Source organism: Variovorax robiniae, assembly GCF_037889955.1.
GTDB classification, from domain to species: Bacteria; Pseudomonadota; Gammaproteobacteria; order Burkholderiales; family Burkholderiaceae_C; genus Variovorax; species Variovorax robiniae.
In genome coordinates this window covers 297144-311433 of sequence record NZ_JBBKZS010000003.1, presented here as the reverse complement: position 1 = coordinate 311433, position 14290 = coordinate 297144, and the positions used below count along the sequence as shown (strand labels likewise).

General features: G+C 66.0%; 16 protein-coding genes. 10 read left to right on the top strand and 6 right to left on the bottom strand.

The window, feature by feature from the left end; all coding sequences use genetic code 11:
• Positions 1-198: 198 nt before the first annotated feature.
• The 5 genes from WKW79_RS09600 (at position 199) to WKW79_RS09580 (ending at position 4661) form a co-directional block, all read left to right on the top strand.
• Positions 199-1158: a TRAP transporter substrate-binding protein gene (locus WKW79_RS09600; protein ID WP_340335180.1), complete on the top strand. Its 960-nt coding sequence runs from the start codon at positions 199-201 to the stop codon at positions 1156-1158.
• A gap of 5 nt (positions 1159-1163) precedes the next feature.
• Positions 1164-1613: a type II 3-dehydroquinate dehydratase gene (locus WKW79_RS09595; protein WP_340334911.1), complete on the top strand. Its 450-nt coding sequence runs from the start codon at positions 1164-1166 to the stop codon at positions 1611-1613.
• Entirely contained in the window at positions 1610-2182 is a 573-nt protein-coding gene (locus WKW79_RS09590) for a TRAP transporter small permease (RefSeq protein WP_340334910.1), read from the top strand. Before WKW79_RS09595 ends, WKW79_RS09590 begins: the two co-directional genes overlap by 4 nt.
• Positions 2179-3459 (top strand): TRAP transporter large permease, encoded by a 1281-nt coding sequence (locus WKW79_RS09585; protein ID WP_340334909.1) that lies wholly within the window; start codon positions 2179-2181, stop codon positions 3457-3459. The genes WKW79_RS09590 and WKW79_RS09585 overlap by 4 nt, the downstream gene beginning before the upstream one ends.
• A 203-nt stretch (positions 3460-3662) precedes the next feature.
• Positions 3663-4661: a TRAP transporter substrate-binding protein gene (locus WKW79_RS09580; protein WP_340334908.1), complete on the top strand. Its 999-nt coding sequence runs from the start codon at positions 3663-3665 to the stop codon at positions 4659-4661.
• A 138-nt stretch (positions 4662-4799) separates the two neighbouring features.
• On the opposite strand, the gene WKW79_RS09575 is transcribed toward WKW79_RS09580, so the two are convergent.
• From WKW79_RS09575 to WKW79_RS09565, 3 genes are all read right to left on the bottom strand, one after another.
• On the bottom strand, positions 4800-5138 hold the full coding sequence (locus WKW79_RS09575) for a VOC family protein (RefSeq protein WP_340334907.1): 339 nt from the start codon (positions 5136-5138) through the stop codon (positions 4800-4802).
• Between the two features lie 120 nt (positions 5139-5258).
• On the bottom strand, positions 5259-6416 hold the full coding sequence (locus WKW79_RS09570) for an acyl-CoA dehydrogenase family protein (protein WP_340334906.1): 1158 nt from the start codon (positions 6414-6416) through the stop codon (positions 5259-5261).
• A 78-nt stretch (positions 6417-6494) separates the two neighbouring features.
• Positions 6495-7304 (bottom strand): CPBP family intramembrane glutamic endopeptidase, encoded by an 810-nt coding sequence (locus tag WKW79_RS09565; protein WP_340334905.1) that lies wholly within the window; start codon positions 7302-7304, stop codon positions 6495-6497.
• A 128-nt stretch (positions 7305-7432) separates the two neighbouring features.
• Here WKW79_RS09565 and WKW79_RS09560 point away from each other — a divergent pair, with 128 nt between their 5' ends.
• The gene (locus WKW79_RS09560; protein ID WP_340334904.1) at positions 7433-8944 is read left to right on the top strand and encodes a CYTH and CHAD domain-containing protein; all 1512 of its coding nucleotides are present in this window, start codon (positions 7433-7435) and stop codon (positions 8942-8944) included.
• A 60-nt stretch (positions 8945-9004) separates the two neighbouring features.
• On the opposite strand, the gene gntK is transcribed toward WKW79_RS09560, so the two are convergent.
• Positions 9005-10540: a gluconokinase gene (gene gntK / locus WKW79_RS09555; protein ID WP_340334903.1), complete on the bottom strand. Its 1536-nt coding sequence runs from the start codon at positions 10538-10540 to the stop codon at positions 9005-9007.
• A 65-nt stretch (positions 10541-10605) separates the two neighbouring features.
• The gene (locus tag WKW79_RS09550; RefSeq protein WP_340334902.1) at positions 10606-11958 is read right to left on the bottom strand and encodes a GntP family permease; all 1353 of its coding nucleotides are present in this window, start codon (positions 11956-11958) and stop codon (positions 10606-10608) included.
• 255 nt (positions 11959-12213) lie between these two features.
• Between WKW79_RS09550 and WKW79_RS09545 the strand changes: the two genes are divergently transcribed.
• The 3 genes from WKW79_RS09545 to WKW79_RS09535 are packed head-to-tail and all read left to right on the top strand — an operon-like array spanning position 12214 to position 13058.
• Entirely contained in the window at positions 12214-12423 is a 210-nt protein-coding gene (locus WKW79_RS09545) for a hypothetical protein (RefSeq protein ID WP_340334901.1), read from the top strand.
• Positions 12424-12465: 42 nt separating this feature from the next.
• Positions 12466-12747 (top strand): YlcI/YnfO family protein, encoded by a 282-nt coding sequence (locus WKW79_RS09540; RefSeq protein ID WP_340334900.1) that lies wholly within the window; start codon positions 12466-12468, stop codon positions 12745-12747.
• Positions 12744-13058 carry a type II toxin-antitoxin system RelE/ParE family toxin gene (locus WKW79_RS09535; RefSeq protein WP_340334899.1) on the top strand — a complete coding sequence of 105 codons (315 nt, stop codon included), beginning with the start codon at positions 12744-12746 and terminating at the stop codon, positions 13056-13058. Before WKW79_RS09540 ends, WKW79_RS09535 begins: the two co-directional genes overlap by 4 nt.
• A gap of 4 nt (positions 13059-13062) precedes the next feature.
• Here the strand turns inward: WKW79_RS09535 and WKW79_RS09530 are convergent, their stop codons facing one another.
• Positions 13063-13770 carry a glutathione S-transferase N-terminal domain-containing protein gene (locus tag WKW79_RS09530; protein ID WP_340334898.1) on the bottom strand — a complete coding sequence of 236 codons (708 nt, stop codon included), beginning with the start codon at positions 13768-13770 and terminating at the stop codon, positions 13063-13065.
• A gap of 128 nt (positions 13771-13898) precedes the next feature.
• On the opposite strand from WKW79_RS09530, the gene WKW79_RS09525 reads away from it, so the two are divergent.
• On the top strand, positions 13899-14273 hold the full coding sequence (locus WKW79_RS09525; protein ID WP_340334897.1) for a COG4315 family predicted lipoprotein: 375 nt from the start codon (positions 13899-13901) through the stop codon (positions 14271-14273).
• Positions 14274-14290: the final 17 nt, after the last annotated feature.

Here is a 14290-nt window from a genome sequence, read left to right as displayed (position 1 = left end):
CGGAATCGTCACTGTAATCCCAGAAACGCGCAAGCGTTTTCCCTAGTGGAAAAGTTTTCCACAAAATCTAACATCGCGCCGCATCCGGCCACAGTCGTGTCGAAACACGTCCGCGGCCCGCCCGATCCTTCTTGCCTGGAGTCCGTCTTGAGAACCCTTCTTCTTCGTTCGCTGGCCGCCGCCGGCCTGTCCCTGGCCATGGTCGCCTCCGCCGTCGCGCAGGAGGCGCAGGAGCGCGTGATCCGCTTCGGCCACCTGAACAATGCAGACCATCCGGTGAGCTTCGGCGTCAAGCGCTTCGCCGAACTGCTCGCCGCCAAGAGCGGCGGCAAGATGAAGGTGCAGGAGTTCCCGGCCTCGCAACTGGGCAACGAGTTGCAGCAACAGTCCGCGCTGCAAGGCGGCGTGCAGCAGATGTCGGCGCCGGCCACCACCTCGCTCGCGGGCATCGTGAAGGAGTTCGGCCTGGTCGACTTCCCGTTCTCGGTGAGCAACTTCGCGCAAGCCGATGCGCTGCTGGACGGCCCGCTGGGCCAGGCGCTGATCGCCAAGCTGCCGGAGAAGGGCCTGGTCGCGCTGGGCTACTGGGACCTGGGCTTCCGCAACGTCACCAACAGCAAGCGCCCCATCACCAAGGCGGAAGACCTCGACGGCCTGAAGATCCGCGTGATCCCCAACCCGGTGTTCCTCGAGACCTTCAAGTCCTTCAAGGCCAACCCGGTGCCGATGCCCTTTGCCGAGCTGTACGGCGCGCTGGAGGCCAAGGCGGTGGACGGGCAGGAGAACCCGTATTCGGTGATCCTGTCGAACAAGATGTTCGAGGTGCAGAAGTACCTGAGCGCGACCAACCACGTCTATGCGGCCAACATCGTGCTGGTGAGCAAGAAGTTCTGGGACGGCCTCTCGCCCAGCGAACAGAAGTGGATGAACGAGGCCGCCAACGAGGCACGCGGCTACCAGCGCCAGGTGAGCCGTGCCGCGGCACAGAAGTCGGTGGGTGAACTGCAGGCCAAGGGCATGCAATACAACGAGGTGAGCCCCGCCGAGCAGGCCCGCATGCGCCAGATCGCCAAGCCGGTCACCGACAAGTTCGCCGCCAGCTACGACCCGGTCATGGTCAAGCTCTACAACGACGAACTCGCGCGCATCCGCAAGTGAGCACCATGAAGATCCTTGTCCTGCATGGACCCAACCTCAACCTCTTCGGTCGGCGCGAGCCGCACATCTACGGCCACACCACGCTGGCCCAGATCAACGAACGCTTGCAGAAGCTGGCCGCCGAACTCGGCGTGACGCTGGACATCCTGCAGTCGAACCATGAAGGCGCTCTGATCGACTTCTTGCACGAGAACATCGACGTGGCGCAGGGCGCGCTGGTCAATCCGGCCGGCCTGACGCAACATGGCGTCCCGCTGCATGACGCCATCAAGGCCATGCCGTTCCCTACGCTGGAGGTCCACATGTCCAACATCGCCGCACGCGAGGCATGGCGCGCGCACTCGATCATCTCGCCGGCTGTCAAGGCAACGATCCAGGGCCTCGGTCCGATCTCGTACTTGGCGGCCCTGCGTGCGCTGGTCGAGACCTTGCGCGAAAGCGAAGCTGCGGCATGAACCGCTGGATCGACCGCGCCTGCAAGGCCGTCGAGGCCGTCATCGCGTTCTTCCTCGCGGTGATGGTGGTGCTGGTGTTCGGCAACGTGGTGCTGCGCTACGGGTTCAACTCGGGCATCACGGTGTCCGAGGAAGTCTCGCGCTGGCTCTTCATCTGGGTCACCTTCCTCGGTGCCATCGTGGCACTGAAGGAGCATGGCCACCTCGGCATGGACATGGTGGTGCAGAAGCTGCCGCCCATCGGCAAGAAGTTCTGCGCCGTGGCCGGCCACCTCATCATGATCTACATCACCTGGCTGCTGTTCCAGGGCAGCCTGGCGCAGACGCGCATCAACTGGGACGTGACCGCCCCGGTCACCGGCGCCTCGATGGCCATCGTCTACAGCGTGGGCATCGTGTTCGCGGTGCTGGCCGGCGGCATCCTGCTGCTCGACCTGGTGCGCATCCTCACCGGGCAGATCTCGGATGAAGACCTGGTGATGATCCAGGAGTCGGAGGAGTCGGTGCAGTTGCAGCAGATTCTCGGACCCCACGGCGCGGACGCCTCGCACGGAGGCCGCAAGCCATGACCATCCTCGTATTCGTCGGCTCGCTGCTGCTGGCCATGGCCATGGGCATCCCGATCGCGTTCTCGCTGCTGGCCAGCGGCGTGGCGCTGATGTGGCACCTCGACCTGTTCGACGCGCAGATCCTTGCGCAGAACGTCATTGGCGGCGCCGACAGCTTCCCGCTGCTGGCGGTGCCCTTCTTCATGCTGGCCGGCGAGATCATGAACGTCGGCGGGTTGTCCCGTCGCATCGTGAACTTCGCGATGGCGCTGGTGGGGCACGTGAAGGGCGGGCTTGGCTACGTGACCATCCTGGCTGGATGCCTGCTGTCCGCCTTGTCGGGCTCGGCCGTTGCCGATGCCGCGGCGCTGACCGCGCTGCTGCTGCCGATGATGGTGAGCGCGGGACATGACAAGGCACGCTCGGCCGGCCTGATCGCCGCCACCGGCGTGATCGGTCCGGTGATCCCGCCGAGCATCGGGCTGGTGATCTTCGGCGTCGCGGCCAACGTGTCGATCTCGAAGCTGTTCCTCGCGGCCATCGCACCGGGTCTCATGATCGGCGGCGCGCTGTGGCTGACATGGGCCTGGCTTGTGCGGCGCGAGAAGATCATCCCGCCACCGCGCAAGTCGGGCGCCGACATCCTGCGCGCCTTCCGCGATGCGCTGTGGGCGCTGTTCCTGCCGATCATCATCCTGGTCGGCCTGCGCATGGGCGTGTTCACGCCGACCGAGGCGGCCGTGGTCGCTGCGGTGTATGCGCTGTTCGTGTCGATGGTGGTCTACCGCGAGATCACGTGGAAGGACCTCTACGGCATCTTCGTCGGCGCGGCCAAGACCAGCGCGATCGTGATGTTCCTCATTGCCGCAGCGATGGTCAGCGCCTGGCTCATCACCGTGGCGGACCTGCCGTCGAAGGTGGTCGGCCTGCTGCAGCCCTTCATGGGCAACAAGATCCTGCTGATGCTCGCGATCATGGTGCTGGTGATGATCGTCGGCACCGCGATGGACATGACGCCGACCATCCTGATCCTCACGCCGGTGCTGATGCCGATCGTCAAGGCCGCGGGCATCGACCCGGTCTACTTCGGCGTGCTGTTCATCATCAACAACTCGATCGGGCTGGTCACGCCGCCGGTGGGCACGGTGCTCAACGTGGTGGCCGGGGTCGGGAAGATATCGATGGACGATGTCACCAAGGGCGTGGTGCCATTCATGATCGCGGAGTTCGCGGTGATGTTCCTGATGGTGCTGTTCCCACAACTGGTGATCTGGCCGGCGAAGTTCTTCAGTGGCTGAGATGAAGGCCCACCCCCGAAGCGCCTACGGCGCCTCCCCCTCAAGGGGGCGCACCCAGCGGCCCGGCAAAGCCGGTTCCGCGGGTGCCCGCGAACAGGCAAGGCACGCTCAGGTTGCATACGTCGGGGTCACGCGATAGCGTGATGAAAAACTGATACCGATTCATCGCTTTTCGATTCAATAGGAAGACAGGAGACATGCTCATGAAGCTCTGGAAGACACTCATCGCCACTGCCGCCGTGCTCGCCATGGCCAGCGCCGGCGCGCAGGTGAAGGAACGCACCCTCAAGTTCGCGTTCCAGAACCAGACCGGCCATCCGCAGGCGCAGGGCGCGCAGAAGTTCGCCGACATCGTGGCCGCCAAGTCGGGCAACAAGATCAGCGTCAAGCTGTTCGCGGGCGGCACGCTCGGCGGCGACCTGCAGACGGTGTCGGCGCTGCAGGGCGGCACCATCGAGATCACGGTGCTGAACGCCGGCATCCTCAGCGCGCAGGTCAAGGAGTTCGCGGTCTACGACTTCCCCTTCCTGTTCAACAACGGACAGGAAGCCGATGCCGTGACCGACGGCCCCTTCGGCCAGAAGCTGTTCGCCAAGCTGGACGAGAAGGGCCTGAAAGGCCTGGGCTACTGGGACCTGGGCTTTCGCAACCTCACCAACAGCAAGCGTCCGATCACCAAGGCCGACGACATCGCCGGCCTGAAGATCCGCGTGATCCAGTCGCCGATCTACGTCGACCTGTTCAACACGCTGGGCGCCAACGCCACGCCGCTGCCTTTCCCCGAGCTGTACCCGGCGCTGGACCAGAAGGCGGTGGACGGCCAGGAGAACCCGAACACGGTGATCCTGTCGTCGAAGTTCGCGGAGGTGCAGAAGTACATCACGCAGACCCGCCACATCTACAACCCGCAGGCGCTGATCATCAGCAAGAAGACCTGGGACTCGATGAGTGACGAGGAGAAGAAGATCATCTCCGACGCCGCCGCCGAGGCCACGGCCTTCCAGCGCGGCGTGTCGCGCGGCGCGGCCGACAGCGCCCTGGCCGCGCTGAAGACCGCCGGCATGACCGTCAGCGAACTGCCGCCGGCGGAAGTGGCAAAGCTCCGCGAGAAGGTCAAGCCGGTGATCGACAAGTACACCGCGACCGTGGGCGAGGCGACGGTGAAGGAGCTGATGGCGGAAGTGGGGAAGGTGCGGAAGTAATTGCGAGCCTGCCCGCCTTGCGTCGCGCAAGGTGGGTGCCCGGCAGGCGGCGGGGCTGTATCAGTTCAGGTGTCCCTTGCCTGGAACGAAGTTGACTTCGATGCGGATGCCGTCCGGATCCTCGAAGAGAACGGAGTATTAGCCCGGCGCCCAGTCCGTCTCGGTGGGCCGGCGAACGATCTTCGCATCGAGATCCGTCGCCACCTCGAAAAGCGCATCCACGTCGGCCCGCGTCCTGGCGCGAAAGCACAGGTGATGCAGGCCCGCGCGACGCTGGTTGAAAGGCTGGTCCCGGAACTCTGGCTCTATGGGAGAAATGGCAACGCCGGTCTTGCCGCCGATGCAATAGAAGAACTGCGGCGTGTTGACCAGCGTGACCATTTCCATGGCATGCAGCAGCTTCTCGTAGAAGGGCACCGAGCGTGCCATGTCGGAGACGGAAAGCTGGATGTGGGCGATACCGCTGATGCTGGCCATGCTGGTCTCCCGGAGTGTTCGCGATTCTGGGACGGCAGGCAGGGAAAACGCAATTCCGGGCGCCGCAGGCACAGCGTGCGGCCGTTCGCGCAAGCGGCCGCGACACGTGCACGGGTCGTCCTACCGCGGAGGCCGCTTCGCAATCCCCATCGTCTTCGCCAGGATGCCCAGCATCACCTCGTCAGCCCCGCCGCCGATCGACCCCAGCCGCCCATCCCGATAAAGCCGCGACACCCGGTTCTCCCAGGTGAAGCCCATCCCGCCCCAGAACTGCAGGCAGGTGTCGGCCACCTGGCGCGTGAGGCGCCCGCACTTGAGCTTGGCCATCGATGCCAGCTCGGTCACGTCCTCGCCCGCCACATGCAGGTCGCAGGCGCGGTAGGTGAGGGCGCGCAGGGCCTCCACCTCGGTCTTGAGTTCGGCCAACTTGAACTGCACCCATTGCTGGTCGGCCAGCGTGCCGCCGAAGAGCTTCCGCTGCTGCGCCCATTCGATGGTGTCGCGGATGCAGTCTTCCATCGGCTCCAGCGAACTCGCCGCCGCCCACAGCCGCTCCTCCTGGAACTGCTGCATCTGGTAGACGAAGCCCTGGCCTTCCTCGCCGATGCGATAGCGCTGCGGCACGCGCACGTCGTCGAAGTAGATCAGGCCGGTGTCGCTCGAATGCATGCCGATCTTGCGGATCTTCCTGGCCTTCTCGATGCCCGGCAGGTTCATCGGCACCATCACCAGCGACTTGTTGCGGTGCGCGGAGCCCTCGCTGGTGTTGACAAGCATGCACATCCAGTCGGCCTGGAAGCTGTTGGTGATCCACATCTTCTGGCCGGTGATGAGGTAGTCGTCGCCGTCCTTGCGGGCCACGCTCTTGAGGCCGGCCACGTCGCTGCCGGCGCCGGGCTCGCTCACGCCGATGCAGCCGACCATGTCGCCGGCAATCGCGGGTGCGAGGAACTCGCGGCGCAGCTCGTCGCTGCCGAAGCGCGCCAGCGCCGGCGTGCACATGTCGGTCTGCACGCCGATGGCCATCGGCACCGCGCCGCAACTGATGTGGCCCAGCGCCTCGGCCAGCGCCATGGCGTATGAATAGTCGAGCCCGCCGCCACCGAAGGCCTCCGGCTTGTTCAGGCCGAGCAGGCCCAGGTCGCCCATGCGCTTGAAGACCTGGTGCGCGGGAAAGGCCTCGGCCTCTTCCCATTCGTCGACGTGCGGATTGATCTCCTCGTCGATGAAACGGCGCATCGTCTTCTGGATCTCGAGATGTTCGTGTGTGTACTGCATGGTGGCGCCCACTCTAGGCGCATGGGCGCGCCGGGGCTTGCGGAAACTAGCTGGGGCGGCCGGCAGCGCGGGATGCCGTCAGCGTGGCCGGTGCGACAGCATGCGCCGCAGCGCCAGCGTGCCGCAGGCGGCCGCGGCCAGCGACACCAGCCAGACCGTGGCAACGCTGGCCAGCGAGAAGTTGCCCGACTGGCTGTCCAGCAGCCGACCCATCCCGACCAGCCCGCTGTTGTAGGCCAGATGCAGCGCAATGCAGGGGATGAGCGAGCGCGTACGTTCGTAGAGCCAGCCGAGCACCAGGCCCATCGCGAGGCCCACCACGAACTGGTAGAGGTTCATGTGGGCCGCGCCGAACAGGATGGCCGACCCCAGGATCGCGTGCCCGCGCGAATACTGCCGCAGGAAGCCGCGCAGCACGATGCCGCGGAACAGCATCTCCTCCAGCACCGGCGCCAGGAGGCAGGTGGCCATCAGCGAGGCGATGCCGTTGTCGCTCATGCGCTGGAACATCAGCTCCTGCCCGGTCGACATGGGCGCGAGGCGCACCAGCACCTCCAGCACGGCCGAGATCGTCAGCATCAGCGCCGGCACCAGCAGCAGGACCGGCGGCACCACGAGCAGCAGCGTGGCCCGGCGGGAGGCCGGTGAATGATGAAACAGGCTCCGGTAGGTGATGTTCTGGAAATGCATCACCACCACGAACACGCAGCCGTGGGCGAGCACCAGGGTGAGCGCGCTGGTCTGGTCGGAGGCCAACTCTGTGAGGCCGCGCATGTCGCGCAAGGCCGCGCCGACCAACAGCTCGCAAAGCAGCAGCGCGACATACAGCAGCACGGCCTGGAATGCCGTGGGGAATGCCTCTCTCGCCTCTCCCTCAGGTCGCTGCATGTTCGTTTTTTGTCTGGAGCCTGGACGCACCGGCATATTAGCGTGGCCGTGCCGGCTATCCGTGTGCGCCCGATGTGCAAGCGTTGCACGACATGCCAACATCTGCCGCATCCCACCCGAAGGCCTTCATGGAAATCGAATTCAAGTTCCAGGTGCCCGCGCGCCATCTCAAGGCGGTCGAGCAGGACATCCGCGCCGCCAAGGCCGTCCGCCAGCACATGCAGGCGCACTACTTCGACACGCCAGACGGCTTGCTCGCCGCGCGCGGCGTGGCCTTGCGGCTGCGCAAGGAAGGGCGGCGCTGGGTGCAGACCGCCAAGGCGCTCGGCGACGGGCCGCTGCACCGCTTGGAACACAACGTCGACCTGGGCGGCGGCGCCGCAGCGCCGGCGCATGATCCGCAGCGCCATGCCGGCACGCCGGTCGGCGACCTGCTCGACAAACTGCTGGACCACGGCGCGATCCCGCTGGTCGAGACCTTCGGCACCGACATCTGGCGCCTGGCACGCAACGAGCGCGAAGGCGACACGACTGTCGAGTTGGCACTGGACACCGGCAAGGTCATGACGCCGCCAGCGGACGGCCGCGAGGGGCGCGCGTCGCAGGTCTGCGAACTGGAACTCGAACTGGTCGATGGCCGCGTCGAGGATCTGGTCGCGCTTGCGCTGCGCTGGTCGCAGCGGCATGGGCTGTGGTTCAGCACGGTCACGAAGGCGGAGCGCGGGCAGCGGTTGATGGCTGCGGAGGAGGGCGAGCGTCCGGTCAAGGCGTCGCCGCCGGTGTATGGCTCGAACGCGATCACGGGCGACGTCGTGCAACGCGCGGTGCTGGCCGCCTGCCTGGCCCAGATCCTCCCCAACGCCAGCGCCATTGCCGCGGGCAGCGAGGACGCCGAGGTGATTCATCAGTTGCGCATCGGCATCCGGCGGACGCGCACTGCGCTGCGGGAACTGGAAGGGCTCGCGCCGGGGCGCTTCGATGCGGCATGGGAAGCGCCGCTGGTCGAGGTGTTCCGCGCGCTCGGTGCACAGCGCGATCGGGAACTCCTGCTGTCGGTCATGCAGCCCCGATTCGACGCCGCTGGGGCGCCGGCCATCGCCATGAAGTCATCCGACGATGCGCAGCCGGCCCCGTCTGCCGGTGAGGTGGTGCGTGCGCCGGCGTTCCAGGCCGCGCTGGTGTCGCTGATTGGTTTCACCGCATCGCCGGCTGACGACGCAACGACGGCGCAGGTCGATGCGGCCGCCGTGCGCCAGATCCTGCAGGCGCGGCTGGGCAAGCTTCACAAGCAGGTCGTGCGCGACGGCAAGCGCTTCGAGTCGCTCCCTGCCGAAGCGCAGCACCGCACCCGCAAGCGCCTCAAGCGGCTGCGCTACCTGGCCGAGTTCGTGGCTCCGCTGTTCGACAAGGCCGAGGTCAAGCGCTACGTCGCGAGCCTGGTGCCGGCGCAGGATGCGCTGGGCGAGTTCAACGACGAGACGGTTGCGCTTGCAACGTACCGCGAAGCCACCGCGACCGACCCGCACGCCTGGTTCGCCGTGGGTTGGCTGACGGCGCAACAACCCGCCGCGGCGCGCGGCTGTCGCAAGGCGCTGCGCCAACTCGCCAAGGCGAAACGGTTCTGGCGCAAGGGCGACTGAAAGCGCCACGGACCGTTCCACGGGCCGAGGGCATCGGGTGTCCTCCGCAGCGAAACAAGATCACTCCCCCTGCTGAAACGCCGCAATCGCCCGGTATTCCGCCGCCAGCTTCTCCGGCAAGGCCGAGTAGATCGGCAGCAGCCGTTTGTAGAGGGCGACGTTGCGCGGATTCGGCGTGTGCCGATGCGTCGCGCCGACCATGCCGGCCACGACCTCGATGGAATCCACATGCCCCAGCGCATACAGTCCCAGCACCGCCGCACCCAGGCATGAGCTTTCGAAGCTTTCCGGCACCACCACCGTGCGGTCGAACACGTCCGCCATCATCTGGCGCCACAGGCCCGAGCGCGCGAAGCCGCCGGTCGCCTTGATCGTGGTGCTCGGCCCGATGATCGATTCCACCGCCGGCAGGATGCTGTGCAGGTTGAAGATCACGCCCTCCAGCGCCGCGCGGATCATGTGCTCCTTGCGATGGTGCATGCCCAGGCCGAAGAAGGAGCCGCGCAGGTTGGCATTCCAGTACGGCGCACGTTCGCCCGCGAGGAACGGGTGGAACAGCAGCCCCTCGGCGCCGGCCGGCACGCGCTCGGCAATGCGCGTGAGCACTTCGTAGGTGTCGATGCCAAGGCGCTTGGCCGTCTCCGCCTCGGCCGCCGCGAACTCGTCGCGCACCCAGCGCAGGATGATGCCGCCGTTGTTCACCGGCCCCCCGACCACCCAGTGCCGCTGCGTCAGCGCGTAGCAGAAGGTGCGGCCGGACGGATCGGTCTGCGGCTTGTCGACCACGGTGCGCATCGCGCCGCTGGTGCCGATGGTGACGGCCACCTCGCCGGGCGAGATCGCGTTCACGCCCAGGTTGGACAGCACGCCGTCGTTGGCGCCGAGCACGAAAGGCGTGTCCACCGCCAGGCCCAATCGCTTGGCAACCGCGGGTGCCAGCCCCGCGACATGCTCCGTCGTCGGCACGGGCTGCGGCAACTGCCCGGGCTTCACACCGGCCAGTTGCAAGGCCTCGGCATCCCAATCCAGCGTCGAGAGGTTGAACAGCCCGGTGGCCGAGGCAATCGAATGATCCACCAGCCAGCGCCCGAACAGCCGGAAGAACACGTACTCCTTGATGCCGACGAAGCGGTCTGCCTTGCCGAACAACTCGGCCCGGTCGTGCCGCAGCCACACCAGCTTGGCCAGCGGCGACATCGGATGGATGGGCGTGCCGGTGCGCCGGTAGATCGCGTCGCCGTTCCATTCGGTCTTGATGCGCTCGGCCCACGACACGGCGCGGTTGTCGGCCCAGGTGATGCTGTGGGTCAGCGGCGTGCCCTCGGCGTCCACCAGGATCAGGCTGTGCATCGCCGCGCTGAAGGACACGCAGACCACGTCCTCCGGCGCCGCCTCGCATTGCGCGACGCAGGACGCGATCACCGCGAGCACCGCCTGGAAGATCTGCTCCGGATCCTGCTCCGCCGCGGCCGGTTCGGGCCGCAGCAGCGGATAGTCGACCGCGTGATGGGACAGCACCTTGCCCTCGACGCTGAAGGCGACGGCCTTGGTGCTGGTGGTGCCGATGTCGACGCCGATGGCGATGCGGGTGGTCATGCGGGTCTCACAGTCGTTGTGCCGCACGGCGCGGCGGTCGTCACTCTATCCGCATCCACGCGTTCTCAAACCACCATTCCGAGCAACAGGATGAACACCAGCGCGACGATCGACACCAGCGTCTCCATCACCGTCCAGGTCTTGAAGGTCTCCGGCACGCTCATGTTGAAGTACTCCTTGACCAGCCAGAAGCCCGCATCGTTGACGTGCGACAGGATCACCGAGCCGGCCCCGGTCGCCAGCACCAGCAACTCGCGGTTCACGCCCGGCACCATCGTCGCCAGCGGCGCCACGATGCCCGCGCCGGTGATGGTCGCGACCGTGGCCGAGCCCGTCGCCACGCGGATCACGCCGGCAACCAGCCAGGCCAGCAGGATCGGCGAGAGGTGCGCCTGCAACGCCATCTTGCCGATCGCATCGCCCACGCCGCTGGCGATCAGCATCTGCTTGAAGCCGCCCCCCGCACCGATGATGAGGATGATCGCCGCCGTCGGCGCCAGGCTCTCGTCGACCAGCTTGAGGATCTGCTTGCTGTCGAACCCGCGCCGGAAACCGAAGGTGTAGATCGACAGCAGCAGCGCCGCCAGCAGCGCCGTGATCGGGTTGCCGATGAAGTCCAGCCACTGGCGCATGAGGTTCTTCTCGTCCAGCGCGATGTCCGACAGCGCCTTGAGCATCATCAGCCCGACCGGCAGCAGCACGGTGAGCAGCGTGATGCCGAAGCCCGGCAGGTCGCGCGCCTCGGGTTCCTCGCCCAGTTGCGCCATCAGTTTTTCCGACGGGTGGCCGGGCACGTACCTGGCGATGAAGCTGCCGAAGATCGGGCCCGCGATGATCGCGGTCGGCAGCCCGATCAGCAGGCCGTAGAAGATGGTCTTGCCGATGTCGGCGCCGAAGATGCCGATGGCGATCATCGGCCCCGGATGCGGCGGCACGAGGCCGTGCACCACCGACAGCCCCGCCAAGAGCGGAATGCCGACCTTGATGATCGACACGCCCGTGCGCCGCGCCACGATGAACACCAGCGGGATCAGCAGCACGAAGCCGATCTCGAAGAACAGCGGGATACCCACGATGAAGGCGGCGAGCATCATGGCCCAATGCACGCGCTCCTTGCCGAAGGCGTCGACCAGCGTGCGCGCGATGCGGTCCGCGCCCCCGGACGCAGCCATCATCTTGCCGAGCATGGTGCCCAGGCCCAGCACGATGCCGACAAATCCGAGCACGCCGCCGAAGCCGTCCTGGAAGGACTTCATCAAGAGGCTGATCGGCATGCCGGAGGTCAGGCCGAGGAAGCCGGCCGCCAGCGTCAGCGCGATGAATGGATGAAAGCGCCAGCGCGTGATCAGCAGGATCAGGAGGACGATGGCGACCAAGGCGTCGACCATCAGGAAGATGTCTTTGCTCATTCCGAACATGGGTGTCTCCGTCTGCGGTGCGCCGCCGTCGGGTTTGTGGGGGCTGGATGATGCGCCTGGATCGCTGTCGGCTACCTGATGGCGGAAGCGGACTTTAACAAAAACCAAGGGTTAACCCTTGTATCGACGGCAGCCCCCTGAGTACGTCACGCACAAGCGTCGTCAGCGCCAGCGGCGCCGGTACAGTCCAAGCCCATGAGCGTCCAAGCCCTCCGATCCACCTTCGGCCCCAACTGCCATTGGTGCAAGCTGCCCATGGATTTCGACGAGCCGCACGGCAGGCCGGAGTCCGCCACCATCGAGCACCTGAACGACGCAACGCTGGGGAGCGTGCGCAAGCAGCAGCATCGCCGGCTCGCGCATGCGGCCTGCAACCAGGCGCGCAATGAATTCAGGTTGCAGGCGGAGCGCGGGTTCGCGCGGTGGATCGAGGAGCGGGTGCGGGGCGCGAGGGCGGAGCGGTGACGACGAGGGGCATTTGTCTCGCAAATGCGCTACATTTGCCGCATGAAATCCGCAACCATTCCATCTGTCCGCGTCGCGACGGAACTCCGTGCGCAAATCGAGCAAGTACTGGGCGAGGACGAATCGCTTTCCAGCTTCGTGGAAACCGCGGTTCGGAATACGGTTCGTCAGCGCATGGAGCAAGCGGATTTCGTAGCACGCGGCATGCGTTCGCTTGCCAAGGCAAGGAAGTCGGGCCAGTACATCGAGGCGGACGAGGTCCTCGAAGGCCTTGCGGCCCAGCTTGCTGAGGCGAGATCGCGACTTGCGCAAGCCGCGCGGTGACTTACCGGGTTCGATTCACGCCGGAAGCGCGTGATGATCTGCGGCGCCTCTTCAACTTCATCCTCGAAAGACAATTGGCCGTCGGCGGTGACTTGGACCTGGCAGAGCGCGCCGACGATGCGATCAGGCAGGGCATTGCGACGCTGCGCTTCACGCCGTTCACGTGCCGCAAGGCCGGCGCCAGCTCCTATGTGCGCGAACTCGTGATTCCGTTCGGTCGCACTGGCTACGTTGCGCTGTTCGAGATCGAGCCCGGCGACATCGTCACGATCGCCGCGATCCGCCACCAGCGCGAGGACGACTACCACTGAGTCATCACGCAGGCCGCGCAGGAATCGTCAGCCCTTTGGCCACCGCCGGCCGCGCGACGAACGCCGCCAGCACGCGTGCCACATTGGCAAAGTCATTGAAGCCCACCAGCTCGCCCGCGTCGTAGAAGCCGTTCAGGTTGCGTATCCACGGGAAGCTCGCGATGTCGGCGATGGTGTATTCGTCACCCATGATCCACTGTCGGCCTTCGAGGTGCTTGTCCAGCACGGCGAGCAGGCGCCGGGCCTCTGCCACGTAGCGGTCGCGCGGGCGCTTGTCTTCATAGTCCTTGCCGGCGAACTTGTGGAAGAAGCCGACCTGGCCGAACATCGGCCCGATGCCGCCCATCTGGAACATCAGCCACTGCAGGGTCTCGTAACGGCCGGCATCGTCCTTGGGCATCAATTGGCCGGTCTTGCCTGCCAGGTACACCAGGATGGCGCCCGATTCGAACAGCCCCAGCGGCTTGCCGCCCGGGCCGTTGGGGTCGAGGATCGCCGGGATCTTGTTGTTGGGGCTCAGCGACAGGAACTCCGGCGTCATCTGGTCGTGCTTGCCGAAGTCGACCAGGTGCACCTCGTAAGGCAGGCCGGTCTCCTCCAGCATGATCGACACCTTCACGCCGTTGGGCGTGGGCAGCGAATAGAGCTGGAGCCGGTCGGGGTGCGTGGCGGGCCACTTGGCTGTGATGGGGAATTGGGATAGATCGGTCATGCGCCGATTCTGTCCGCGGCGCGCATTTGCCGCTGAGCGTGAAAATTTTCCGGGTCCACCCTCTCGCACAAATGTATCCAAATGTGTAATCTCGCGCCCATCATTCACACGCCACGTCGAGGAAGTTCATGAAACTGGTTGTCTGCATTGCCCTGAGTCTTGCCGTTCTCGCCGGTTGCGCGACGGCGCCGACCAACCTGCCGGTCAAGGCCGCGGGCGGGATGCTCGTCAATGCCAAGGGCCTGACGCTCTACACCTTCGACAAGGACGTGGCGAACTCGGGCAAGTCGGTCTGCAACGGCGATTGCGCGGTCAAGTGGCCGCCGGTCATTGCCGCCGACGGCGCCAAGGCGGGCGGTGACTACACCATCATCACCCGCGACGACGGCAAGAAGCAGTGGGCCTTCCGCGGCAAGCCGCTCTACACCTGGCCGGAAGACCAGGAGCCGGGCGACAAGTACGGCGACAACTACCTGAAGGTCTGGCACATCATCCCGTCCTGATCCGCCACAAGCTCCAG